This window comes from Polaromonas sp. P3_A5 (assembly GCF_056403055.1).
The window spans coordinates 3,286,888-3,309,702 of the sequence record NZ_JBFUGF010000001.1 but is presented as its reverse complement, the minus strand read 5'-3'; the positions used below and the strand labels follow the sequence as shown (position 1 = coordinate 3,309,702).

Here is a 22,815-nt window from a genome sequence, read left to right as displayed (position 1 = left end):
GCTGGTTAGAAGAGCTGGTCGGTTGCTATCGATTCAGGAGCAGCTTGCGCTCGTCCTGATTGGTCTGCAGGCACTTTTTGTTCGTAAATTCCTTCTTCGCCGAGCTTGGCCAGCGTGGAAGCGCGAACGCCCAGCAGGCGCAGTTTTTTGTCCAGCGGCACCCGTTTGAGGCACAGGCCCGCCAGCTGGCGGATGGTTTTTCCGTCCGCGGTGTAAGTGTCTGAGGTCTGGTCGCGTGTCGCGATCTTGAAGTCGTCGTAGCGCAGCTTGATGCCGATGGTTTTGGCCACATAACCCTTGCGTTGCAGATCTTCGCCCAGCCGCTCACACAGGTCGGTGAAGATGGCGCCCAGCGTGGCCTTGTCGCGCACCGCATGCAGGTCACGGTCAAAGGTGGTTTCGCGGCTCATGCTGACCGGCTCGCTCTCGGTGACCACCGGTCGGTCGTCGCGGCCCCAGGCAGCCTCGTGCATCCAGGCGCCGGTGGCCTTGCCGAAGTTGTCGATGAGCCATTGCGGGTCTTGTGCGGCCAGCTCGCCGATGGTGTGGATGTGCAGCCTCGCCAGTTTGTCGCCGGACTTCGGGCCGATGCCGTTGATCTTGCGAACGTGCAATGGCCAGATTTTTTCCTGCAGGTCAGCTTCGTAAATGATGGAAATGCCGTTGGGCTTGTTGAACTCGCTCGCCATCTTGGCCAGCAGCTTGTTGGGCGCCACGCCGACAGAGCAGGTCAGGCCCGTCTTCTCAAAAATCGCTTTCTGGATGAGCCGTGCCAGCACGCGCCCGCCTTCACGCTGGCCGCCGGGCACGTCGGTGAAGTCGATGTAGACCTCGTCCACGCCGCGGTCCTGCATGAGCGGCGCGATGTCGGTGATGGTGCTTTTGAAGAGCTGCGAGTATTTGCGGATTTCCGAAAAATCCACCGGCAGCACGATGGCCTGCGGGCACAGCTTGGCGGCCTTCATCATGCCCATGGCCGAGCCCACTCCGAACTGCCGTGCCGCATAGGTGGCGGTGGTGATAACGCCGCGGCCCACATAGTCCTTCAGCAGCGGAAAACTTTCCACCGGAATGAAGCGCAAGGCCCGCTCGCCCTGAGCGGCCCGCAGTTCCTCATCGACCTTGCGCCAGCCGCCGCCTATGACCACCGGCAGGCCCTTCAATTGCGGGTAGCGCAGCAACTCGACGGAGGCAAAAAATGCGTCCATGTCGAGGTGGGCAATGCGGCGGATTTTGGCTGGGGATGTAACGGGTGAATGGGCCACCTCGCAAGCATAGCGCGCAGGCAAAGGTTGTGGCGGAGGGCCTGCGCCCGGCAGGGTAGGCCAGAGCTTACGGCGCTTCTTCCCCGTTCCTTACGCGGGCACAAATTGCCCTGATAGATACTCGGATCCACGCCAGACGGGTGGCCACGCGGGGTGGCATGCCCATTTGCTTATTTTTGCCATCCGCCCGTTGGCTGTTTTTTCCAAGGAGGCCGTTGCCATGACCGAGGACCAGAAAAATAGCCGTGCAACCATCATTCCCACGCTGCGTTACCGGGACGGTGCCGCAGCGGTCAAATGGCTGTGCCGCGCTTTCGGCTTTCAGGAGCACCTGGTGGTGCCCGACAAGGACGGCGCCATTGCACATGCCCAACTGGTTTACGGCAATGGAATGATCATGCTGGGCTCCGCCACCAACAACGATTTCCACGAGCTCGTCAAGTCACCGTCAGAGTCCGGCTGTGTCGGGTCGCAAAGCGCTTACATCCAGGTCCAGGATGTGGATGCGCACTACAGGCAAGCCGTTGCTGCGGGGGCCGTCATCGTGATCGACATCAAGGATGAAGACTATGGAGGACGAGGCTACTCCTGCCGGGACCCGGAGGGCCATATCTGGAATTTCGGAAGCTACGATCCCTGGGCAGTCTGACTAGGCGGCGCCCGGCATCATGCCCAGAGAAGGCAAGTGATCGCGCTCTGGCATCATGGCCGCACTGCACATCCCTTGAAAGTGAATGCCATGCCCTCCCACGCCACCGGAACCTTTGAAGTCAAGCTCCTGCCCCAGTCACTTGCGAACGCGGAGGCCGGGCCCTTGATGGGCCGTCTGTCCATCAACAAGACCTTCAGCGGCGACCTGCAGGGCACTAGCGTAGGCGAGATGCTAAGCGCTGGCACCGCCGTCAAAGGCTCAGCAGGCTACGTCGCAATGGAGCACGTGACGGGCACGCTGCACGGGAAAAGCGGCAGCTTTGTATTGCAGCACAGCGGCACCATGAACCGCGGTGCACCGCAGTTGACTGTCAGCGTGGTGCCGGATTCAGGCACCGATGAGCTGACGGGCCTGAGCGGCACGCTCACCATTCAGATTGCCGACGGCAAGCATTCGTATGCGATGGACTATGAGATTTCGCCTCAGGCTTGAGATCGCGGAATAGTCATGGCCGACGAGTGACCCTGCACTGGCTGGTGGCCCGTCCACGGATTTCCGGCCCTCACCTCAGGTCATGGGCACTGGCTGCATAGGCCAGCTGATAGCGGCCTGCCAGTGCGCCGGACAGGGCACCGTGGCGCTCGATCTCTTTCCCGCGCGACTCCTGCTGCAGCGCTTCCAGTGCCGACGCTTCGTAGGCCATGGCGACCACGATCCAGTCGGCCACCGCATCTTTGCCCCCGCGAATCTGCTGCTCTTTCGTGCTTGCGGCCTGCGGCGTCTCCGTGCGCAGCACGTGAAATGCGACGCCGCCTGGCTGGCTGACGAATGACGCCCCAAGCTCCGAGAGGTGGTCCAGCAGTTCTGCATGCCGGCCTTCGGCGGGCGAGAGGCGCAAGGTCAATGCATGACGGGCAATGCCGCCCCCCGTGCTGTGCAGCAGCCGGCACTGGCTTCGGACCATGCCCTGGTGGTGCGGCATCATCTTCGTGGACCAGGGTGTTGGGTTGTTCAGGCGTTCCAGGTAGTCGGTCGACGTGAGGGTCTCGTAGTCCTCCAGTTCATACAGGACGAAGAAGCCTTCTGCGTTGTCAATGCTGGACCAGCGTGAACCCCGCAGAAAACCCTTGATGCCCATGCGCTCGGGAAAGTGCTCATGGGAATGCCAGTGTTCGAACTCTTCCCGGCGTTCAGGCGCCATGTTCCACCACATCGCGACGGCGGCTTGTCCCAGGAAGGCCATGGTGTTTACCGCCTCAGGCTCAATAAGTGCCTGGCACAAAGATGGTGGTGTCCACCGACTTGATGTCGGTGCGCCCACAGAAGGCCATGGTCAGGTCCAGCTCCTTGTGGATGATCTGCAGCGCCTTGGTTACGCCTTCTTCGCCCATGGCGCCCAGGCCGTAGAGGAAGGCGCGGCCGATGTAGGTGCCCTTGGCACCCAGGGCGGTGGCTTTCAGCACATCCTGGCCGGAGCGGATGCCGCCGTCCATGTGGACCTCGATCTGGTTGCCCACTGCCGCGACGATCTCGGGCAGGCAGGAAATGGAAGACATGGCGCCATCGAGCTGGCGGCCGCCGTGGTTGGACACCACCAGCGCATCGGCGCCCGAATTGACGGCGAGCTTGGCGTCTTCAACGTCCTGGATGCCTTTGAGGATCAATTTGCCGCCCCAGCGCTTTTTGATCCACTCCACGTCGCCCCAGTTGAGGGCCGGGTCGAACTGTTTGGCCGTCCACTCCGAGAGCGAGCCCATGTTCTCGACACCCTTGACGTGGCCCACGATGTTGCCGAAGCCGTGGCGCTTGGTACCCAGCATACCCAGCCCCCAGCGCGGCTTGGTCATCAGGTTGAGGATGGTGGAGAGCGTCGGCTTGGGCGGAGCGCTCAGGCCGTTCTTCAAGTCTTTGTGGCGCTGGCCGAGGATCTGCAAATCGAGCGTGAGCACCAGTGCCGAGCAGTTGGCTGCCTTGGCGCGGTCGATCAGGCTTTCAATGAAGGCGCGGTCCTTCATCACGTAGAGCTGGAACCAGAAGGGGTGGCGGTCTGTGCCGGCGGCCACGTCTTCGATGGAGCAGATGCTCATGGTCGACAGTGTGAACGGGATGCCGAATTTTTTGGCCGCGCGGGCGCCCAGGATTTCGCCATCGGCGTGCTGCATGCCCGTGAGGCCCGTGGGCGCGATAGCGACCGGCATGGCTACCGGCTGGCCGATCATGGTGGTGGCTGTGCTGCGGTTTTCCATGTTGACGGCCACGCGCTGGCGCAGCTTGATCTTCTGGAAATCGCTTTCGTTGGCGCGGTAGGTGCTTTCCGTCCAAGAGCCCGAGTCGGCGTAGTCGTAAAACATGCGGGGCACCCGCTTTTTGGCCAGGACGCGCAGGTCTTCGATGTTGGTGATCACGGGCATGGGGTCTCCAGACGACAGTTTTTTTGGGGAAGCTGCCGCCATGGTAGCGCCCGTGTTTGCGTTCTTGCGTGAATTCTGGTCCCGAGGCTTTGAAATTATTGATAAGCCACTGTCCCGCATAATCTGCGCCGGTGCGCCCCTGGGGCGCTACCTCAACAAAAAGCGGCGACCAGGGCCTGTTCGCCAATACCAGGGAATTACCTATGCAACGCACTCTCTTCACACTGATTCCAGTCCTGACGCTCGCACTGCTGGCCGGATGTACCCGCATTGAAACCGGCGAGGTGGGCTTGCGCATCAACTTTGACAAAACCACAGACCCGACCGAGCGCCTGCCGGGCTCCTTTAACCAGACGCTGATCGGCGATATCCTGACCTTCAAGATTCAGGACGTGGCGGTGGCCGTGGACAACATGACCCCGCTGGCGTCTGACAACTCAACCGTCAAGGACTTTGACATGACCGTTGTCTACAACGTCAACCCGACGGCGGTGTCCGAGTTATGGACCACCAAAAACAGGACGTTTCACGGTTTGTCTGAAAAAGGCAACGACATCTTGCTGATGCAGAACTATGTGGCGATGAGCGCGCGCAACGCGGCTTACAAGGTGGCGCGCGAATATGAGTCGCTCAAGATGGCCGACAACCGGCCGGCGATTGAGCAGAAAATCCGCGAAAACGTCATCAAGACGCTGACCGAGGAAAAGCTGGCGGACAAGATCACGGTTTCCCAGATCCAGGTGCGTGCCATTACCCCCGCCGATGTGATTGTTCAGAGTGCCAACGAATTGGTGCGGGCGCAAAACGAGCTGAAAACCAAGGAAGTTGAAGTCCAGACCGCCAAAAAAGAAGCGGAGCGCATTGCTGCCTTGAACGCTAACGCGGGCGCAATTGGCTACATGAACGCCATGGCCAACCTGAAGATCGCCGAAGGCGTTGCCGCAGGCAAGGTGCATACCATTGTGGTGCCCTATGACTTCAAGGGCATCGTGAACGCAAAGTGATCCTGGGCCGGCGGCGCGCATCCAACGCTGCCGGCGTCTCCTACCAGCTGCCGGACGAGCCGCCCCCGCTGCTGGAGCCACCCGACGAACTCCGGCTGCTGGAACTGGAGCTCGAACTGCTGCCCGACGAGCTGCTGCCATCCCGGTCATCGCGCCCACTGCTGCTGCCGGTACCCCCCGTGAAGAAGCCGAACAGCATCGCCAGCCCGAATGCCATGCCTGTCGGCATCCAGGATTCCCAGTCAGTCAGAAGCAGGTCTGGCGGGTTTTGAAACGCCACATACCCCACAACGCAGGCCACCAGGGCGCTGCGCACGCCAAACTCCACCAGGCTGCGTTTGTAGGCCGCGCGCATACCCATGGCGATCAGGCCGAGCAGCAAACAGCCTATACCGCCCCCCAGGGCGTAGAGCAGGCCCACGCCGAACCGCTCGGAGCCCACCACGAAGGCAATACCGACCATGACGCCGATCGCCAGCCCGATACCGGCGGCAATCCTGCGCACCGTGCGGGAGCGGCCGCAGCCGAAGCCCAGCGCAAACGCCAAAGGCATCGGGAAGGTGAGCAGGATGGCTCCGATGGCGACATTCTTCAGGACAACTACCGCCACCGCCGGGGCGGCCGCGATGATACCGATCGTCACAGGCCACTTCCAGGTGCGATGCGCCCGGACTACGCCCACGGCGAAACCCCACAGCAGTGCGGCAAGAAAGGCCCAGCCAAAGCGCGTGATGCCACCGCGGCTCGCCTCCGGGGGCTCAATCTCGCCTCGCAGCAGCGCGCCGATGTGGCCGACGGCCGCTTCCAGTCCGCCGCCGTAGTCGTTGCGCTTAAAGCGCGGCTTCATGTCCTGGTCGATGATGCGACCCGCCAGCACGTCGGGCACGGTGCCCTCAAGGCCCTGGCCCACCTCGATGCGCATGCGCCTGTCCTCCAGTGCCACCAGAATCAGGATGCCGTCGTCGCGCTGGGTATCGCCGAGTTTCCACTTCTCGAACACGCGCGTGGCGTATTCCTCGATGGAGTCTTCGCCCGTGGTTGGCAGCATGAACACGACCACCGCCGCCCGCGTGTCTGCTTCGATTGCCAGGATCTGTTCGTTCAGGGCCGCGACCTGGGCTGTGTTCAGCGTGCCGGTGGTGTCGAGCACGCGCGCGCTGTAAGGCGGAACCTGCACCCGTACGGCATCGGCGGGCGTGGCTATCTGCGCAGCATCGCTCGGTGTGGGTGCCTGTGCGGCATCGGACGGCACGTCTGTCTGTCCGGCACGCGCCGGTGCTGCCATGGCATCACCCGCCGCCAGCATGCACAGCGCCACCCACAGAACAACCAGCGTTCTATAGAGAAAACGCCGGGTTTCAGCCGCTGAAGGAAATAGCGGGGCGCGTTGAAGGTGAAGCATGGAAGGTTTGGGGTAGAGCATGGCCGGTACAGCGTTGTCGGATGCCGGCGACGGAAAGATCAACGTGCCGCAGTCGCGCCGCCGCGCACACCGGCACCGCGCACTTCGAGCCTGATCTCGTCGGCCACCTTGCCACCGGCATCGACCAGTTGCACCACATGCCGGCCCGGCCAGGGCATCCACTGCGCCTGGGCCCCGCGCGCAAACTCCTTGCCGTCCATCAGCCAGCGCGTGCCGCGGCCTTCGGCGCTGAAGCTGACGCGCTGGTGTTTGGGTGGAATGTCCGGGTCCAGCGCAATGATGGTGCCGGAGGCAGGGGCGGCGATGCGGGGCGGGGCGTCGGGCTCGGCAACCGGTTTTTTGATGCTATTTCTGGCTGCAGCCCTTTCAGAACGGGCGCCACCAGCTCCTGAATTCATAGCAAAAACGGCCTGCTCCGTGCCTTTCAGAAACCATTCACTGCGGGACGCCTCCAGCGGCGTGCCGCCCTGGTTGTCAAACCGGGTCTGGCTTTGCACCAGGCCGGCAGGCGGCAGCGGCGCGCGGCTGGGTTCTGTTTTGTGCAGGTAATTCATCACCGCGGCCCAGATGGGGGCGGCGCCTGTGGTGCCGCTGACGTCCCACATCGGCGCGCCGCTGGCGTTGCCTACCCACACGCCCACGGTGTAGCGTTGCGAAAAACCCATGGCCCAGTTGTCGCGCATGTCCTTGCTGGTACCGGTTTTCACGGCGCTCCAGAAGCGGGTGGCCAGGATGCTGTCGGTGCCGAAGGTGCGGGCGCGCGCCATCGGGTCGGCCATGATGTCGGTGGCGATAAAGGCCGCGCGTGCATCCAGCGCGGGCTTGAAGACCGGTTTGGGGTTTCTCGCCAGCGAAGTCGCGCTGTAGCGACCGCCGTTGGCCAGCGTGCGGTAGGCATTGGTGAGGGACAGCAAAGACACCTCGCTGCTGCCCAGCGCCAGGCTGTAGCCGTAGTAGTCACCCGACTCCTTGAGCGGCAGGCCCACGGCTTTGAGCTGTTTGTGAAAGGCATCGGGCGTCACCATCACCAGCGTACGCACGGCCGGCACGTTCAGCGACGCACCGAGTGCGGTGCGGGCCGATACCAGGCCCTTGAACTGGCGGTCGTAGTTTTGCGGAATGTAGAGCCCGCCCGCGGTCTGGATCTGCGAGGACGAATCTTCGAGCAGCGACGCTGCGGTGATGCGGCGCTCGGCAATGGCCTCTGCATACAAAAACGGCTTGAGCGTGGAGCCCGGCTGGCGCAGTGCCATCACACCGTCGACTTCGGCGGCGCCGCTCAGTTCGCCCGACGAACCTACCCAGGCCAGCACCTCGCCGGTGGCGTTGTCCAGCACGACAATGGCGCCGTCTTCGACGTGGCGGCCGCGCAGCTCGCGCAGCTGCTGGGTCAGGGTCTGCACGGCAAAGCGCTGCAGCGGAGCGCGCGCGGTGGAAACCAGCGTGCGGGGCACGCCCGTACGCCCAGGGGTATCGGCCTGGGCCGCGAGCAGCCGGCGCGCCAGGTGCGGCGCCACGCCTTCGCTGGGGTCAAACGCCTTGCGCTGCAGCGCGGCAGTGGCAAGCAGGTCCAGACCCTCGCAGTCGGCCTTGGCCGGCGCTTGCATGGTTTTCAGCACGCCGCAAGCTCGCTGCGAGACCTGCGCGGCCTTGGCGTTGGGCGCACGCACCAGCGCGGCGGCGATCGCGGCCTCGCGCTCATCCAGCCCATGCGCAGCCTTGCCAAACAGTGTGCGGCTCAGCGCGTCGATGCCGACAAGTTCGCCGCGAAAAGGCACAAGATTCAGGTACGCCTCCAGGATCTGGTCCTTGCGCCAGCGTGCCTCCAGCACTTGGGCCGACACGGTCTGCCCCACCTTTTGCGCCATGCTGCGGCCACCCGCACCGGCGCGCCAGTCCTCGTCGAGCAGTCCTGCCAGCTGCATGCTGAGGGTGGAAGCACCGCGGGTTTTGGTGTTCCACAGATTGCCCCAGGCCGCCGCAGAGACCGCCCGCCAGTCCACACCGCTGTGCTCGTAAAAACGCTTGTCCTCACTCAGAATCAGTGCCGTGCGCAAGGCAGGCGAGACATCGGGCAGCGCCACCCACTGGCCGCGCCGCACGGCGCTGTCGATGCGCAGCCGCTGGATGAGCTCGCCGCCGCGGTCCAGAACCAGCATGTCGGAGGGCCTGTAGTCGCGTTTGACTTCGTCGAAGGTGGCGACGGCCCAGGCGGCGTCCATCATGGCCGCAGCCAGTAGCAATGCTGTCGCAAGCTTGCGTGTCATGTGCTTCATGCCGGCAGCCCGATCTTGGTCGCCGCATTGAAGAGCTGGAAAAATGGCGCCTGCCAGGGTCCTTCGGACTCCACCGCCGTTTGCACCAGCACGGTTTGTGTCACGCGGTCCACCAGCACGCGCTGGCCGTGGTGGCCGTTCATCATCATCCAGCTGCCGTCGGGCTTGGGGTGCCAGAAGAAATACTTGTAGCCGGAAAGGCGCATGGCGGTGCCGTGCCGGCCCTGCGCATCAGCTGCCGACCATGAGGAGCATTCGTCAATCCACTTCTTGCTGACGACCTGGCGGCCTTCCATGACGCCGTCCTGTGCGATCAGTTGCGCAAGCCGTGCCCAGTCGCGCAGACGCGCGCCAAAGCCTATGCAGTTGAACTCCTTGCCCTTGTCGTCGCACAGCCAGCTGGCGCCGCCCTCGGCGCCCAGCGGTTGCCACAGGGCTTCTTCGCAAAAGGCCGCCAGCGGTTTTCCGGTGACCTGACGGATAACCATGCCGATGGTCAGCGGGCACAGTTCGTTGTAGTTGTAGCGTGTGCCGGGCGGCTCCTGCACGGCGTTCCAGCCGCGCACCACGGCTTCCAGGTCAGTATTTCCGCCGGTGAATGCACGCGGGTAGATGGTGGGGTTGTCGCGGTCGTGCAGGATGGCCGCGCCGCTGGACATATTGGCCAGGTGGCGCAGGGCAATGCCGCCGTGCAGCGTTCCCTTCAGTTCGTCAACGTACATCTGCGGCGTGTCGTCCATGGAGCGGACCAGACCGCGGTCCAGGCAGATGCCCAGCAGCAGCGACGTCACACTTTTGGCCATGGACCAGCTCGTCATGCGCATGTCGGGCTTGCGGTCGAACTGGTAGGACTCCAGCAGCACCGTGCCCTTGCGCGCGATGAGCAGGCCCGTCACGGGCCAGGCCTTGAGGTAGTCTGCCGCCGATTCCGCAATGGGTACGAATGCCTTGAGGCTTTCGGCCGATGCCGCCTTCAGCGTGGAAGCCTGCGCGGGCGCGGCGATGGGTCGCGCCCGGAACATGGTTTCGTAGCCGCCGGAATAATTGCCAATGCGGTAGTCCTTGTCGGTCCAACTGCGGTTGCCGCCCCAGCCGGTCGGGTAGCCGAAGCGCTGCCAGTCGGCGGCGGCCGCGGCCGCAACGCGCGGCAGGGCAATGCCCGCAGCCAGTGCGACGGCCAGGGAACGCCGCTGGATCATTTTGCGGCTTCCACCTTCACCCGTGCATTCGGCGACTCGCCAAACATCTCGGGCGCATACATGGCCTCGACCCGGCTAGGCGGTAGCGCGAAGTCGCCGACGTTGTTCAGGCGCACGGTGTATTCCATCTTCACCACGCCCTTGGGCAGGTATTCGTAGTAACTGCGGAAGGCCTCAAAACTGCGCTCTTCAAACGCCGGCCAGCCTGCGCCGGTTTTCTTTTCGCCGCTGGTGGCGATTTCGGAGTCACGGCCCAGACCGCCGCCGAGGATCGTTGCGCCGCCCGGCACCGGGTCGCTGATGACGACCCAGGTCATGTCGGCGCTGGCGTTGACTTCGAGCGTGATGCGGATCACGTCGCCGCGCGTGTAGATGCCTTTGACGGCCTGCTCTACCGGGGTGATCGTTTTCTTGATCTGGTAGCCGGCGTTGAAAGGCGCCTTCAGCTGGATGGCCGCGATGGACTGCAACGTGAGCCATGGTTTGCCCGGGCCTTGATGCGTCACGGTCAACGTGTCCTTCGCTGCGCTGCCCCATGGCAGGAACATGCTGTTGTTGCGCAGGTTACCGGGCGAGGCCGGTGCGCCGAAGAAGGTGGTCTGGTTGGGTGCGCCGGCTGCGTCGGTGGTCTTGACGCGGTCAACCTTGGCCCAGTCCACGCTCGCCACGCTGGCAGCTGCCGCTGCCAGCGTCGCCTTGGTCACGCCCGCTACCGGCGTGGCTTCAAACTTCGCCGAGAACTTGTCGAGCGCCAGGCCGCCCCACAGGTTGGCCGTGGTGGTGTGCCAGGCACCTTTTTGCTGACGGGCGATAAAGCCGTTGGCCAGGCGGCCCATGTCGTCTTTCCAGGCAGGGTCGTCCATCACGGCCAGCATCAGGCGCGCGGTATTCACATCACCGTTGGTCATCAGCCACCACCAGTAGTCGTCCTTCTCGGTGCTGAAGATCAATTTGGTGCCCTGGAAGGACAAACGCGAACGCAGCACCTGGTTGGCCTCGGCGATGCGCTGCTCACGCTGCGGCACATCGGCCACGCGTTTGAGGATGTTGAGCCAGTCGATCACCGCGTGCGTGGGCCACTGGTTGGGCGCAATCGTGATGCTGCCCAGCATGCGGCCCTGCGCCTTGCCGTAGCGCGAGAGCGCTTCCAGCGCGGCCAGCTTGCGCACGTCGAGGTCTTTGCGCGGGCTCCAGAACTCGCGCTGGATACGGCCTTCTACAAACGCGATCAGGCCGCGCTCCATGGGGGCGCGCGCATCGTCGGGCAGGGCAAACGCCGGGTTGATGCCAGAGGCTTCATGCGTGGCGGCCAGCAGGTAGGCCGTCAGTGCATCGCTGCCGCGATTTGCTTCACCGTCGCGCGGCGGGAAGTAGTTGGCCAGGCCATCGCTGTCCAGGTAGCTGGGCAGTTGTGCCAGCACGGTCTGCCACAGCTTGCTGTCGCGCAGCCCCACCGATTTGCTGGTTTTTTGCTCGAGGCAGATGAAAGGGTACATCGCGAAATAGTCGCGCACACCGTCCATGCCTTCTGCGAGTTTCGGCTGCAGCGACATCTTCAGGCCGCCGCGGCCGGGCAGGGCATCGGCCGGTGGGTTCACGTCCAGTGTGAAGTTGCCGTCGACCTGCACCAGTGTGGCTTGTTGCACCGTCAGCGGCACGGCCGGGATGATGCGCTGGCGTGCCTTGAGGCCGTCGCGTGCGCCGGAAATCGTGTCTTTGGCTTCGATCTCCCACAGGATGGCTTCAGCACGGGTGAATGCGAGCTGCGCCGGTGCGGTGACCATCCAGGCCACTTCGCGCGCTTCGCCGGCGGGGATGTCCACCGTCTGCGGTTTCAGGTCAAGCAGCGTGGCGCGCGGGCTCACTTCCACCTTCATGGCTACTTTGGTGGTGTTGCGCAGCGTCAGTTGCGCGCGGAACTGGTCGTCCTCGCGCACCAGCGGCGGCAGGCCGCTGATGATTTGCAGGTCCTGTGTGGCCTTGATGCTGGTCTGGCCGGTGCCGAAGAGGCCGGTGCCTGCGTCAGCCACCGCCACAATCTTGAAGGTGGTCAGCGCGTCGTTGAGCGGCACCATCACCACGGCCTGGCCGTTGGCGTCCAGTTGCACCTTGGGGTTCCACAGCAGCAGGGTGTCGAGCAGTTCGCGCGTGTTGCTTCGCCCGCCGCCGCCGCCGGCTGCCACAGCCTTGCGCCCGAAATGCCTGCGCCCGATGATTTCCATCTGCGCGGTCGAGGTTTCCACGCCCCAGGCGCGGCGCTGCAACATTGCATCCAGCAAGTTCCAGCTGCTATTGGGCATCAGCTCCAGCAGGGCCTGGTCCACCGCGGCCAGCGCCACTTCGGCATTGGCGGCCGGCTGGCCGTTGGGCAGCCTGGCGGTAATGGTTACCTTGGCCTGGCTGCGCACGGCATAGCTTTCCTTGTCGGTTTTCACACTGACGTCAAGCTGGTGCGCCTTGGTGCCTACACGTATTTCAGCCACGCCCAGGCGGAAGGCTGGCTTGCTCAAATCGACCAGCGCGGTAGGCGCGACGTATTCGCGGCCTTCGTACCAGAAGGATGTCCACCACTCACGCGGCGCCTTGTAGCCCCAGGTGAAAAAGCTGTACCAGGGCACTTCGCGCAGCCGGCCGCGCAGGGCCAGCACGCTGACGTACACATTGGGGCCCCAGCCTTCCTTGATCTGCAGGTTCACCGTCGGGTCCTGGCCGTTGAGCTGTACCACCTGGGTTTCGACGATGCCTTCACGCTCAACGGCGACCAGTGCCGTGGCAAACCGGAAGGGCATGCGCACCTGGAACTTGGCGGTCTCGCCGGGCTGGTAGCTTTTCTTTTCTGGCAGCACGTCCATGCGGTCGTGATCTTCGCCGCCAAACCAGAGCTCGCCCTGGCGGGTGACATACACATTGCTGGCCGCCTGGATGGTGTTGCCATCCTTGTCCTTGGCCGTCACGATGAGTTCGACCTCACCGGGTTCGCCGAGCTTGGTCTCGCACAGCAGCAATCCGCGCGAATCGCTCTTGCCGCTGCAGACACTGCCGAGGTCTTTGACTTCGGTCTTGTTGTCGTAGGTGTAGAAGCCACCCACCATGCGCTTGCGGCTGGTGGTGGTGATGCGCGCCACGGCCTTCACTTCCAGCGACACGCCGGGGGCAATCTTGCCGGTCAGGTCAAGCGCCAGCGCCTGGAACTTGATCTTCTGGCTGGAAGAAACCCAGCCTTCTGTCTTGATGCCCGCCACCACGGCCGCAGGCCAGACGGTGGAAGTGCTGCGAATGGTCTGCACTTCGCCGTTCGGGTCGGCATAGGTGGCTTCCATCAGCAGCTCCTGCGGCTGCCTGCGCTCGGGGATGTCGTTGATGGTGAGCTTGCCGGCGCCATTGCGGTCCAGCGTCAGCGGCAGTTTGTCGGCAATCACACGCTGGTCCTGCGACGAGGTGCTTTCCTCTTCGCCCTGGTTGCCGGCGGTGCCGCGGCCGGTGCTTGGCGGCGAGAAATTGAACTCGTCGAAATCGCTGTAGCTCAGGGACTTGCCGCGCACCAGCGCCGACACCCGTACGGGCAGGGCCACGGCGCCGCCGCCCGCCACGTAATTGATCTGCACGTCGGTTGGCACGGACTTCACATTGACGAGTGGCTTTTTGTCGGAAGGATTGATACGGCCTTCAAGCACCGGCAAACGGAACTCTTCCACACGGAACTGCCCGCTGGAAAAACTGCGCTCGCGGCTGCCACGTTCGCCCCGGAGTTGCACCTCATACACGCCCAGCTTGGCAGCAGGCGGAATGGCAAAGGTGTTTTCGGCGCTTTGCCCGCCCGTGGCGGTCTTGCGCCAGGTGATGGGCTGGGTGTATTGCTGGCCGCTGCCGACATGGGTCACGACCAGCGTGGCCGGCGCGCCCTCGGGCAGGCCAAAACCCTTGCTGGTTTCAGTGCGCAGCAGGTGTTTCATCGACACCGTTTCGCCGGCGCGGAACAGTGTGCGGTCAAAGACAGTGTGTGCCCGTTCGTTGGGGAGGGGATCGCGGCTGGTCGGCACGTTAAAGCGCCAGGGCTCAATGCCCTTGTGCCAGTCGCTCCAGGTGAAGGCCAGGTCTTCAACACCGCTGACCGTGCTGCGTGCGCTGACAAAGTAGGCATTGGCAGAGTTGTCACCCGAGCAGCGTGGCGGCTCGGAAGACAGGCCGCTGAAATTGGCGATGCCCTGTGCGTTGGTGACAGCCTTGGCGATCTCGGTGCCGTTGCAGCCCGAGACGCGCACCGTGGCGCCAGCCACCGGGGCGCCCTTGTCGAGCGTGGTGACCCAGGCCAGCGAGTTCTCGCGGCCCAGCTTGAAGTGCACGCCCAGGTTGGTCACCAGGGCGGAAGTGCGCACATACATGGTCCGGCTGTTGCCGTAGCGTTCGTCGAGCAGCGAGCTGCCCAATTTTTGCGAAGCGATCTCTACCACGTGAAAACCGGGTGCCAGCGGTATGCCGACCACCTCAAACGGGCGTGGGTCGGTGCCTGCGGCGGGCTTGGGCAGGTCCAGTGTCTTTACGCCGGCCTGGCCGGCCAGCAGCGACACCATGCGCGATTGCACGTAGTCCCGGTCGCGTGACTCCAGCGGTTTGGGAAGGGGCCCCTTGATGTCGGCAGCAGCCGTCTTGCGCGAAACCTGGTAGTCGTCGTAACGCTGCACCTTGCGGAACCACGCGATGATCTCGGCGTCGGTGCGGGGCTGGAGGTCACTGACCTTTCCGGCCGGTGCCGTGCCGGGCGTGAGCCCTTTCACGGGCAGCAGGGCTTCGACATTGCGCAGCGTGACGGGCAGCAGGGCCGGGTCGCCCGGTTTGGTGTTGGGTTCGGCAAAGCGTTCGACGATGCCGAAGGGAGAGGCGGCGAACTTGGCCAGTGGCGGCATGGAGCCGGTAGCCACCTTGAGCGGGAAGCTGTCGGCATTGCGCAGCGTGCGGCCCGAAGCGTCCTTGAAACCTTTGGGAAGCTCCAGCATGAACTGCGCCTGTTCGGGAAACAGCGGCTTGAAGGTGACGTTGCTGACCAAGCTGTCGCCGTCACTGTTGCCTTCCTCGAAGGCGGGCTTGAACGTGTCCTTGTCGCCCTTCAGGCGAATGGCCTCGGCCAGCTTGCGCGGCACGGGGGTATTGAAGTTCAGGGTCATGGGCCGCATCGGCAGGCAGGCCGACTGGGCGTTTTCGCGTTCGCAGGTGAAGCTGGCCGCAAACGGCTCGCGTACCTGGAAGTTGTAGCGTTTCTCGACTGAATTGGGAATGCCGCTGGGTGTGCTGACGCCTTTGCCGTACACCAGTTGCACCTTGGCGGCCGACGTCAGGCGCCGGTTGCAGGTCAGGGTGGCGTAGCGCAGCGGATCCTGGGCTGCGGCCTTTTCCAGGCCCAGCGACTTGAGCAGTTCGTTGCGCTCGTTACCGTCGATGAGCTTGACAGGAACACGTTCACCCAGGCCTTCCACGTTGCACCAGACGTTTTCGCGAATGCTGGCCAGTGTGGCGGCGCCGTTGAACTGCAGCACGAAGTACTGTTCTTCGTCGATGCGCTCATAGGTGCCGGGGCGAAGGTTCTGGATGAAGGGGCCGCCGGTGTTGAATTTATAGGAAGTGTTGCCGCCCACGGGCTGGCTCTTGGGAGACTTGAAGGTGCTGACCACCTGTACCGAACAGCTCACGCCGGGTGGCAGGTCGTTTTCAAATTCGAAAGCCCATTCGCGTTCGTTGATCCAGCGGCCGGAGCCCTTGGTGGCCTGCGCGTCGCTGCAACTCAGCGACAGCGGGGCAGGTGCCTTGGGGTCGCCGAAATTGACGGCGCCTTCGTCAAATTTGGCGACGATTTGCCTGACACGCGCGACTTCGCCCTGCGGCGAAAGACTGGTGATTTGCAGGGCATGGGCATGCAGCGAAACAGCCGCGATCAGTGCCAAAGCGGCTTTTTTCATTATTGGGCTCACGTTTTCCTCTCCTTCGGGAGGCCAAGCGTAGCCGATTTGGATGTAACAAAATGTCCCGTGAAATGGGCAAAAACCGCCCAAAAAAAGCGGGCCTGAAGCCCGCTGGGGTGATTTTTCAGAGGGCCTTCAGCGAAAAGCGGAAGGCCCCTGCGTCAGGACGCTCAGCTGAAGTTCACTGGCACAAAAATTTTGCTGTCGCCCCGCTGTATCAGAAGCGCCACGGATTTCTCCGCTTTGGCTACGGGCGGCACCTATTCGGTCGATCGTTTCCCTATTGCCTGTGGATTCATCTACTCCATGCGCGCGAACCGCTTGACAAGACTGTCAGGACTTCCTGGTCAGGTGATGAAAGATTTTTGTGCTCACCAAACGAGCAACGCCATTTGCTTCTGCGTTCAATTCTCTCGAAAAACCCGCTATCTAGTCTGAGCGGTCGCGGTTGGCTGCTCATGTTCAGTTGTTGTGATGCGGGTGAATTTTCACCATCGCGTGTGGTTACCTCTGCTCGGTCCGCGCTAAAGCCGCTTGATTAAAACGTTTGCTGGACTTCCTCTGCGTTAACTAATGAAAACGACTTGTGGCGGTCAGACGACGAGTGCGATTTGATTTGGTTTGCGGGATCCGTTCAACATAAACTGGCAATGACTACCAATAAATAACAAACGGGCAGGGAGTGTATGACTCAGGCAGAAGCAGCTGTGGCGAAGGAGACGCCAGCGCACGCACAAAGAACCAATAAGACAAGTTGTATTGCCGCTGTTTGTGTCGCCAATGTGTCTTCTTGCGCTGCAGCCTTCGGGTTGCCTGCCCTACTCCCGCTCGCCCGTTTTCATCGGGATGCCATCTACTCGGCCAATCCGGCTTCCCGGCTTGGGTGATGGCTTTCACTCCCGTAACCAAACTCGAAACCGCAGTGCCCACGGCCCAGGCACGCGAGGCTGACTTTAAGAAGCTTGTAGCCCAAGGCTATATCTCCGGTCACGCCACACGAGACAAAACCCGAGAACGCGTCGAGCTCAAGCGCGACCTAGCCACCCAACGCGAAACCCTCACCACCTTGAAGGCATCTGTCGTCGGCGTCGCGCAGCAACTCGCTATTCACACCACAGGCGCCGTCACCGAAGCACAAGCCCTGATGATCATCGCGTCCGAAGGCCCACAGTTCACTGTCGAAGTCACGCTGGAGAACAAGGACGTCGGCTTCGTCAACGTCTGCAACGGCGCCGAGATTAAGCTTGAAACCTTTCCCTCCATGCGCCGTGTCACCGTGCAGGCCAGCGGGATCTCGTTACGGCCGGCGCCGTCAACGACAAAAAATGAGGCGCGATTTTTCCGGTGACGCTGGCCCTAAAGACCAAGCAAATCAACGTACAAGGAAAGATGATCCAGCTGACGCCTGGGATGAACCTGATCGCAGAAATCGAAACCGGGCAGCGGCGCGTGATTGAGTATTTAATGAGCCCAATTCAAAGGGCGGGGAGTGATAGTTTGAGGGAGCAACGAGTGCTTTTCGGCTCCTCGGCTGTTGCCTTCACCTTCACCATTGGTTACCGACAATTTCTTTTTTTCAGGGGAAACAAATAGATGAGTAATTTGTGAAGCTTCAAACCTGTCATGAATTGAATATCTTCTTTTAAAAATAAATATCCATCCAATTTTCGAAGGAAATTTAGGATTTCAGTTATGAAACAAATATTTATTGCCCTTTATCAAATACACCCGCTGTTCCCAGCAGCTTATTTGTTTCTTTTTTCAGTTGGAATTCTTGCTCCAGGGATCTACTGTCTGATAAGAAATATTCCATATTCGTTGGGAATTATTTGGAGAAATTCCAGACGAGGTGATCTATTTGCTCAAATGGTCATCGCTGTGTATTCTTTTTTTGTATTGATAAGTTTCGTTTGTTTAATCCTTGTTTTACTTAAGTGAGAAAAAATATGGCTGGTATCCCCGCTCAAGCGTTAATCACAATTTATATGGACGTTACTGGGGTCGCGGTTGGTGCCGTCGACAATGTTGTTCAAACTATCAACGCCAGTTCCACCATGGAGACGGCCGCAGGTGTCGTTCAGGTTGTAGCGGCGGTAACGGGGCCAATTCCGGGTGTTGGAGCCGTAACAAACACCATCGCTCTGACTATGGGCGCAGTCACCGCAGATCCAAACGGTGCGACGCCCGGACAGCTCATTAGTGCAATTGGGAGTGTGGTTGGAATCGTTGGTAGTTTGCTTGCCGTTGGTGGAGTCGCGGTTCCCGCATTAGTAGTCGTTGGGCTCACGCTAACTGTCGCAGGTGCTGCCTACAACTTTTACGACCTTTATAAAAAATACCATCCCGATCCAGCACCGATCAATCCTGCGGTTGACCAGTGCTATAAAGATGCGTGCCGCTTCGTAAACAGCCGCGACCCATTGGTTCTGGACCTCGATGGCGACGGCCTGGAACTGGCAGGAGCCAACGGCGCTACCCTCTTTGACCACAACGCTGACGGCATCAAAACCGGCACAGGCTGGGCTAGACCGGATGACGGACTTCTGGTTCGTGACCTCAACGGCAACGGCACCATAGATACCGGCCGGGAACTCTTTGGTGTAGACACCATTAAGAGCAACAGCACACTGGCTACTGACGGCTTCGATGCCTTGGGTGATCTGGACGCCAACGGCGACGGTTTCATCACCAATGCAGATGCCGCATATGGTGATCTCAAGATATGGCAAGACGCTAATCAGGACGGCATTACCCAGAGCGGCGAGCTCAAGACGCTGACCGAGCTCAACATCACCAGCATTGGCGTCAACGGAAGCGGCACGGGCCCACAAGCGGGGCAGGTCATCAACAACAACACCGTAGCTTTGAGCGCCACGTTCACCCAGAACGGCCAGACGCATACCGTCGGCGCGATCGACCTCGAAACCAACAACTTCTTCACGGAGTTCCCGCCTGAAGTGGTGGATGAGGCGGGCAACCCTGTCCCCATCACCGAGCAAGCCCAGGCATTGCCGCAGATGGATGGCTCCGGGATGGTGCGCAACATGAGGGCTGCGGCCAGCATTGACGGTGATTTTGCGAGTGCACTGCAGACCTTTGCCGCCGCTACCACGCGGGGCGATCAGCGCAACCAGCTGGATGGACTGGTCCTCAAGTGGGCGAAAACCTCCGATTATTTTGGTCAAACGCCCGCTGGTTTTAACGCCAGCATCACTTACAACCTTCCTGCCGGGATGACGGAGATCGAATATATGAAGATGATTCATATACTCGAAGCATTCAACGGTAGCCGGTTCTATGGCGACGAAAATGGTGGCCCTCGCCCTGCGGGCTTTACCGTGCGTCTGGAGACAGATCCGTACGACGGACGCGCGGTTTATCACTACATTATCAGCCCACCTGCACAGCAGATTGCACTGCTGCAACAAGCCTATGAAGCGCTCAAGAACAGTGTTTATGACGCACTTGTCTTGCAGACTCGCCTTAAGCCTTATACCGATGCTATCGAACTGGCAATCGATAATCCAAGCCTAACATTGGACTTTACTGCCGTCTCCGCAATGTTTGAGTCAAGGTTCAATGCCGATGCGTCAAACGCGGTATTTGATTTGCTGGACATGCAAAAGTATGCGGGTGACCAGATGCGAGGCATGGGATGGTCTGTCTATAGCACCCTTGACACCCTTGTCCGGTCTGGAACTCCGTCATTGGCTTTGCAGGCAGCTTTGGATGCAGAGCATATTGAATTGGTCGCCGCCGGTGTTCAAGCTGGGGCGGTAAGCAATGCCACCGGCGCGATTTTGCTGGGTAACTCGCTCGACAACTCGTTGACCGGGAGCGCAGGTGATGATTACCTGTATGGGGGCGCGGGCAACGACACACTCACAGCCGCAGGCGGCACCAACGTGCTGGACGGTGGCGACGGCGACGACATACTCACCGGCGGCTATGGCGGGCACGACACGCTGCTGGGCGGCGCCGGTAACGACATCATGACAGTGCTGGGCAGTTACAGCAGCGACAACGTGTTCGAAGGCGGTACCGGCAACGACACCATGACCGGCAGCTACTGGACAGATACCTATCGATTCAACCTGGGCGATGGGCAAGACACGATCATCGAGACGCAGACGAACAACAACATTACCGACAAGCTGGTCTTCGGAGGTGGCATTGCGGTCAGTGACATCAGTGCACTGCGCTCGGGCAACGACCTCGTGTTCAGCCACGTAAATGGGGTCGACAAGGTCACGGCCAAAGACTGGTTTGTCAGCGCAGGCAACCAGCTCGAGTCGATCGAGTTTGCCGATGGCACCGTGTGGACGGGCGCAGCCGTGACGGCAGCGGCGCTGATCGTCACCGGCACGGCCGGTGACGACGTCATGACCGGCACGGTCATGAACGACACCCTGCGCGGTATGGGTGGCAACGACAACATCACGGGCGGGGCTGGCAACAACGTGCTGGACGGCGGTGATGGCGACGACGTGCTCAGCGGCGGCTACGGCGCCAGCGACACGCTGCTGGGCGGCGCCGGCAACGACACCATGACAGTGTTCGGCGGCTACAGCAGCGACAACGTGTTCGAGGGCGGCACCGGCAACGACACGATGACCGGCAGTTACTGGAACGACACCTACAAGTTCAATCTGGGTGACGGACAGGACACCATCATCGAGACGCAGACGAACAACAATGTCACCGACAAGCTGGTCTTCGGCAGCGGTATCGCCGCCAGCGATATCAGTGCATTGCGATCAGGCAACGACCTGGTGTTCAGCCATGTGAATGGGGTCGATAAAGTCACCGCAAAAGACTGGTTTGCCAGTGTAGCGAGCCAGCTCGAGCGCATCGAGTTTGCCGACGGTACGGTGTGGACAGGCGCGGCCGTGACCGCATCGGCGCTGATCGTCACCGGCACCGCCGGGGACGACGTCATGACCGGCACGGTCATGGATGACACCCTGCGCGGCATGGGTGGCAACGACAACATCACTGCAGGAGGCGGCACCAACGTTCTTGATGGTGGCGACGGTAACGACGTACTCACGGGTGGCTACGGCGGGCACGACACCTTGCTGGGCGGAGCCGGCAACGACATCATGACGGTGTTGGGCAGCTACAGCAGCGACAACGTGTTCGAGGGTGGTACCGGCAACGACACAATGACCGGCAGTTACTGGAATGACACCTACAAGTTCAACCTGGGTGACGGACAGGACACCATCATCGAGCTGGCCAGCAACAACAACGTGACCGACAAGCTGGTGTTCGGCCCAGACATAGCCGTTGTCGATATCACTGCAGTGCGATCTGGTAATGATCTGGTGCTCGGTCATTCCAATGGCCTGGACAAAATTACAGTCAAGGATTGGTATGTCGCAGACGGCAGCCAGCTCGAACGAATCGAGTTTGCAGACGGCACGGTATGGACGGGAGCCGCTGTAACGGCTGCGACCATGGAAATATTTGGCACCAGCGGTAACGATGTTCTCAGCGGCAATAGCGCTTACACAGAATTTCTGTATGGCGTGGGTGGCAACGATACCTTATATGGTGGCAGCAATGACACGCTTTATGGCGGTGATGGCAACGATGCTTTGTATGGTGGAGGCAATAACGAAACGTTTGACGGCGGGGATGGCAATGACACCTTGACCGGCTACTGGGGGGGCAGCAACGCGACCTTCATCGGTGGCGCCGGCAACGACGTGATCACCGGGTCTTACTACAACAACAAGTACATCTTCAACCTGGGCGATGGCCAGGACACTGTCAGCAATTACGACGGTGTCCACAGTGGCTATACCGACACATTGATCTTTGGTGCGGGCATTGATCCGGCCAACGTGACGGCCACGCGTTCCGGTATTGACATGGTGTTCAAGGTTACAGGCAGTACCGATCAGATCACAGTGCAGAACTGGTTCTATGACACAGCAGGCGGATTCCAGATCGAGCAGATCAAGTTTGCCGATGGCACGATCTGGAGCGCTCCAGCCTTGACCACTGCCGCGCTGGAGGTGTTTGGCACCAGCGGTAACGACATTATCAGCGGCTCCGGGGTGTATGTGGATATTTTGCACGGCGCTGGCGGTAACGACACTCTGTATGGTGACACCAACGACACGCTCGATGGCGGGGACGGCAATGACAGCCTCAATGGCTTCTGGGCAGGAAGTGACGTGACCTTCATCGGCGGCGCTGGCAACGACGTGATCACCGGGTCTTACTACAACAACAAGTACATCTTCAACCTGGGCGATGGCCAGGACACTGTCAGTAATGACGATGGTGTTCACAGTGGCTATACCGACACACTGACCTTTGGTGCGGGCGTTGGCGCTGACCAGATCTGGCTGCGCCAGGTGGCCAACAACCTTGAAGTGGGCGTCATCGGCACCACTGATACCGTCACGCTGAATAACTGGTACCTCGGTAGCCAATACCATGTGGAGCAGTTCAAGACTGGCGACGGAAAGGTGTTGTTGGACAGCCAGGTGCAAAACCTGGTGGACGCCATGGCGGCCTTTGCACCACCGGCTGCGGGGGAAACCTCTTTGCCTGCCTCTTATCAGGCCAGCTTGCAGCCTGTCATTGCGGCGAATTGGCAATAGTGTTCATCGGCTAA

Annotated in this window: 13 protein-coding genes; 6 read left to right on the top strand and 7 right to left on the bottom strand. The window is 61.2% G+C overall.

All coding sequences use genetic code 11. The features are described 5' to 3' along the window. Positions 1-5: 5 nt before the first annotated feature. Entirely contained in the window at positions 6-1,208 is a 1,203-nt protein-coding gene (locus AC1DU8_RS15825; protein ID WP_477726961.1) for a Y-family DNA polymerase, read from the bottom strand. 277 nt (positions 1,209-1,485) lie between these two features. Between AC1DU8_RS15825 and AC1DU8_RS15820 the strand changes: the two genes are divergently transcribed. Both AC1DU8_RS15820 and AC1DU8_RS15815 read left to right on the top strand, forming a co-directional pair. Continuing rightward, entirely contained in the window at positions 1,486-1,914 is a 429-nt protein-coding gene (locus AC1DU8_RS15820; RefSeq protein ID WP_477666203.1) for a VOC family protein, read from the top strand. 90 nt (positions 1,915-2,004) lie between these two features. Next, positions 2,005-2,409, top strand: coding sequence for a DUF3224 domain-containing protein (locus AC1DU8_RS15815; RefSeq protein WP_477666204.1), 405 nt, complete (start codon positions 2,005-2,007; stop codon positions 2,407-2,409). Positions 2,410-2,479: 70 nt separating this feature from the next. Here AC1DU8_RS15815 and AC1DU8_RS15810 read toward each other — a convergent pair whose 3' ends face one another. Both AC1DU8_RS15810 and AC1DU8_RS15805 read right to left on the bottom strand, forming a co-directional pair. Then, complete coding sequence (locus AC1DU8_RS15810; RefSeq protein WP_477726960.1) at positions 2,480-3,160, bottom strand: hypothetical protein; 681 nt, start codon at positions 3,158-3,160, stop codon at positions 2,480-2,482. A 19-nt stretch (positions 3,161-3,179) separates the two neighbouring features. Further along, on the bottom strand, positions 3,180-4,328 hold the full coding sequence (locus AC1DU8_RS15805; protein ID WP_477726959.1) for an alpha-hydroxy acid oxidase: 1,149 nt from the start codon (positions 4,326-4,328) through the stop codon (positions 3,180-3,182). A gap of 203 nt (positions 4,329-4,531) precedes the next feature. Between AC1DU8_RS15805 and AC1DU8_RS15800 the strand changes: the two genes are divergently transcribed. After that, on the top strand, positions 4,532-5,332 hold the full coding sequence (locus AC1DU8_RS15800) for an SPFH domain-containing protein (RefSeq protein WP_457279439.1): 801 nt from the start codon (positions 4,532-4,534) through the stop codon (positions 5,330-5,332). Positions 5,333-5,372: 40 nt separating this feature from the next. Here AC1DU8_RS15800 and AC1DU8_RS15795 read toward each other — a convergent pair whose 3' ends face one another. The 4 genes from AC1DU8_RS15795 to AC1DU8_RS15780 are packed head-to-tail and all read right to left on the bottom strand — an operon-like array spanning position 5,373 to position 16,181. Next, a complete protein-coding gene (locus AC1DU8_RS15795; protein WP_457279438.1) occupies positions 5,373-6,734 on the bottom strand; it encodes a TPM domain-containing protein in 1,362 nt (453 codons plus the stop codon). Positions 6,735-6,793: 59 nt separating this feature from the next. Continuing rightward, positions 6,794-9,022, bottom strand: coding sequence for a penicillin-binding protein 1C (pbpC, locus tag AC1DU8_RS15790; protein WP_477726958.1), 2,229 nt, complete (start codon positions 9,020-9,022; stop codon positions 6,794-6,796). Between the two features lie 5 nt (positions 9,023-9,027). After that, a complete protein-coding gene (locus AC1DU8_RS15785; RefSeq protein WP_477666208.1) occupies positions 9,028-10,230 on the bottom strand; it encodes a serine hydrolase domain-containing protein in 1,203 nt (400 codons plus the stop codon). Continuing rightward, positions 10,227-16,181, bottom strand: coding sequence for an alpha-2-macroglobulin family protein (locus AC1DU8_RS15780; RefSeq protein ID WP_477727059.1), 5,955 nt, complete (start codon positions 16,179-16,181; stop codon positions 10,227-10,229). The genes AC1DU8_RS15785 and AC1DU8_RS15780 overlap by 4 nt, the downstream gene beginning before the upstream one ends. An 889-nt stretch (positions 16,182-17,070) precedes the next feature. Here AC1DU8_RS15780 and AC1DU8_RS15775 point away from each other — a divergent pair. From AC1DU8_RS15775 to AC1DU8_RS15765, 3 genes are all read left to right on the top strand, one after another. Beyond that, positions 17,071-17,532, top strand: coding sequence for a hypothetical protein (locus AC1DU8_RS15775; RefSeq protein WP_477666209.1), 462 nt, complete (start codon positions 17,071-17,073; stop codon positions 17,530-17,532). Between the two features lie 41 nt (positions 17,533-17,573). Then, positions 17,574-17,777, top strand: a complete 204-nt coding sequence (locus tag AC1DU8_RS15770) for a hypothetical protein (protein ID WP_477726957.1) — start codon at positions 17,574-17,576, stop codon at positions 17,775-17,777. Positions 17,778-18,130: 353 nt separating this feature from the next. Continuing rightward, positions 18,131-22,801 carry a calcium-binding protein gene (locus tag AC1DU8_RS15765; RefSeq protein WP_477726956.1) on the top strand — a complete coding sequence of 1,557 codons (4,671 nt, stop codon included), beginning with the start codon at positions 18,131-18,133 and terminating at the stop codon, positions 22,799-22,801. The last annotated feature ends 14 nt before the right edge of the window (positions 22,802-22,815 follow it).

Excerpts from the sequence above, each read along its gene's own strand:
- AC1DU8_RS15800 (WP_457279439.1), top strand. The coding sequence starts at position 4,532 with ATGCAACGCACTCTCTTCACACTGATTCCAGTCCTGACGCTCGCACTG.
- pbpC (WP_477726958.1), bottom strand. The coding sequence starts at position 9,022 with ATGACACGCAAGCTTGCGACAGCATTGCTACTGGCTGCGGCCATGATG.
- AC1DU8_RS15765 (WP_477726956.1), top strand. The coding sequence starts at position 18,131 with ATGGCTGGTATCCCCGCTCAAGCGTTAATCACAATTTATATGGACGTT.
- AC1DU8_RS15825 (WP_477726961.1), bottom strand. The coding sequence starts at position 1,208 with ATGGACGCATTTTTTGCCTCCGTCGAGTTGCTGCGCTACCCGCAATTG.
- AC1DU8_RS15785 (WP_477666208.1), bottom strand. The coding sequence starts at position 10,230 with ATGATCCAGCGGCGTTCCCTGGCCGTCGCACTGGCTGCGGGCATTGCC.
- AC1DU8_RS15770 (WP_477726957.1), top strand. The coding sequence starts at position 17,574 with ATGATCCAGCTGACGCCTGGGATGAACCTGATCGCAGAAATCGAAACC.
- AC1DU8_RS15795 (WP_457279438.1), bottom strand. The coding sequence starts at position 6,734 with ATGCTTCACCTTCAACGCGCCCCGCTATTTCCTTCAGCGGCTGAAACC.
- AC1DU8_RS15805 (WP_477726959.1), bottom strand. The coding sequence starts at position 4,328 with ATGCCCGTGATCACCAACATCGAAGACCTGCGCGTCCTGGCCAAAAAG.
- AC1DU8_RS15775 (WP_477666209.1), top strand. The coding sequence starts at position 17,071 with ATGGCTTTCACTCCCGTAACCAAACTCGAAACCGCAGTGCCCACGGCC.
- AC1DU8_RS15815 (WP_477666204.1), top strand. The coding sequence starts at position 2,005 with ATGCCCTCCCACGCCACCGGAACCTTTGAAGTCAAGCTCCTGCCCCAG.
- AC1DU8_RS15780 (WP_477727059.1), bottom strand. The coding sequence starts at position 16,181 with ATGAAAAAAGCCGCTTTGGCACTGATCGCGGCTGTTTCGCTGCATGCC.
- AC1DU8_RS15810 (WP_477726960.1), bottom strand. The coding sequence starts at position 3,160 with ATGGCCTTCCTGGGACAAGCCGCCGTCGCGATGTGGTGGAACATGGCG.
- AC1DU8_RS15820 (WP_477666203.1), top strand. The coding sequence starts at position 1,486 with ATGACCGAGGACCAGAAAAATAGCCGTGCAACCATCATTCCCACGCTG.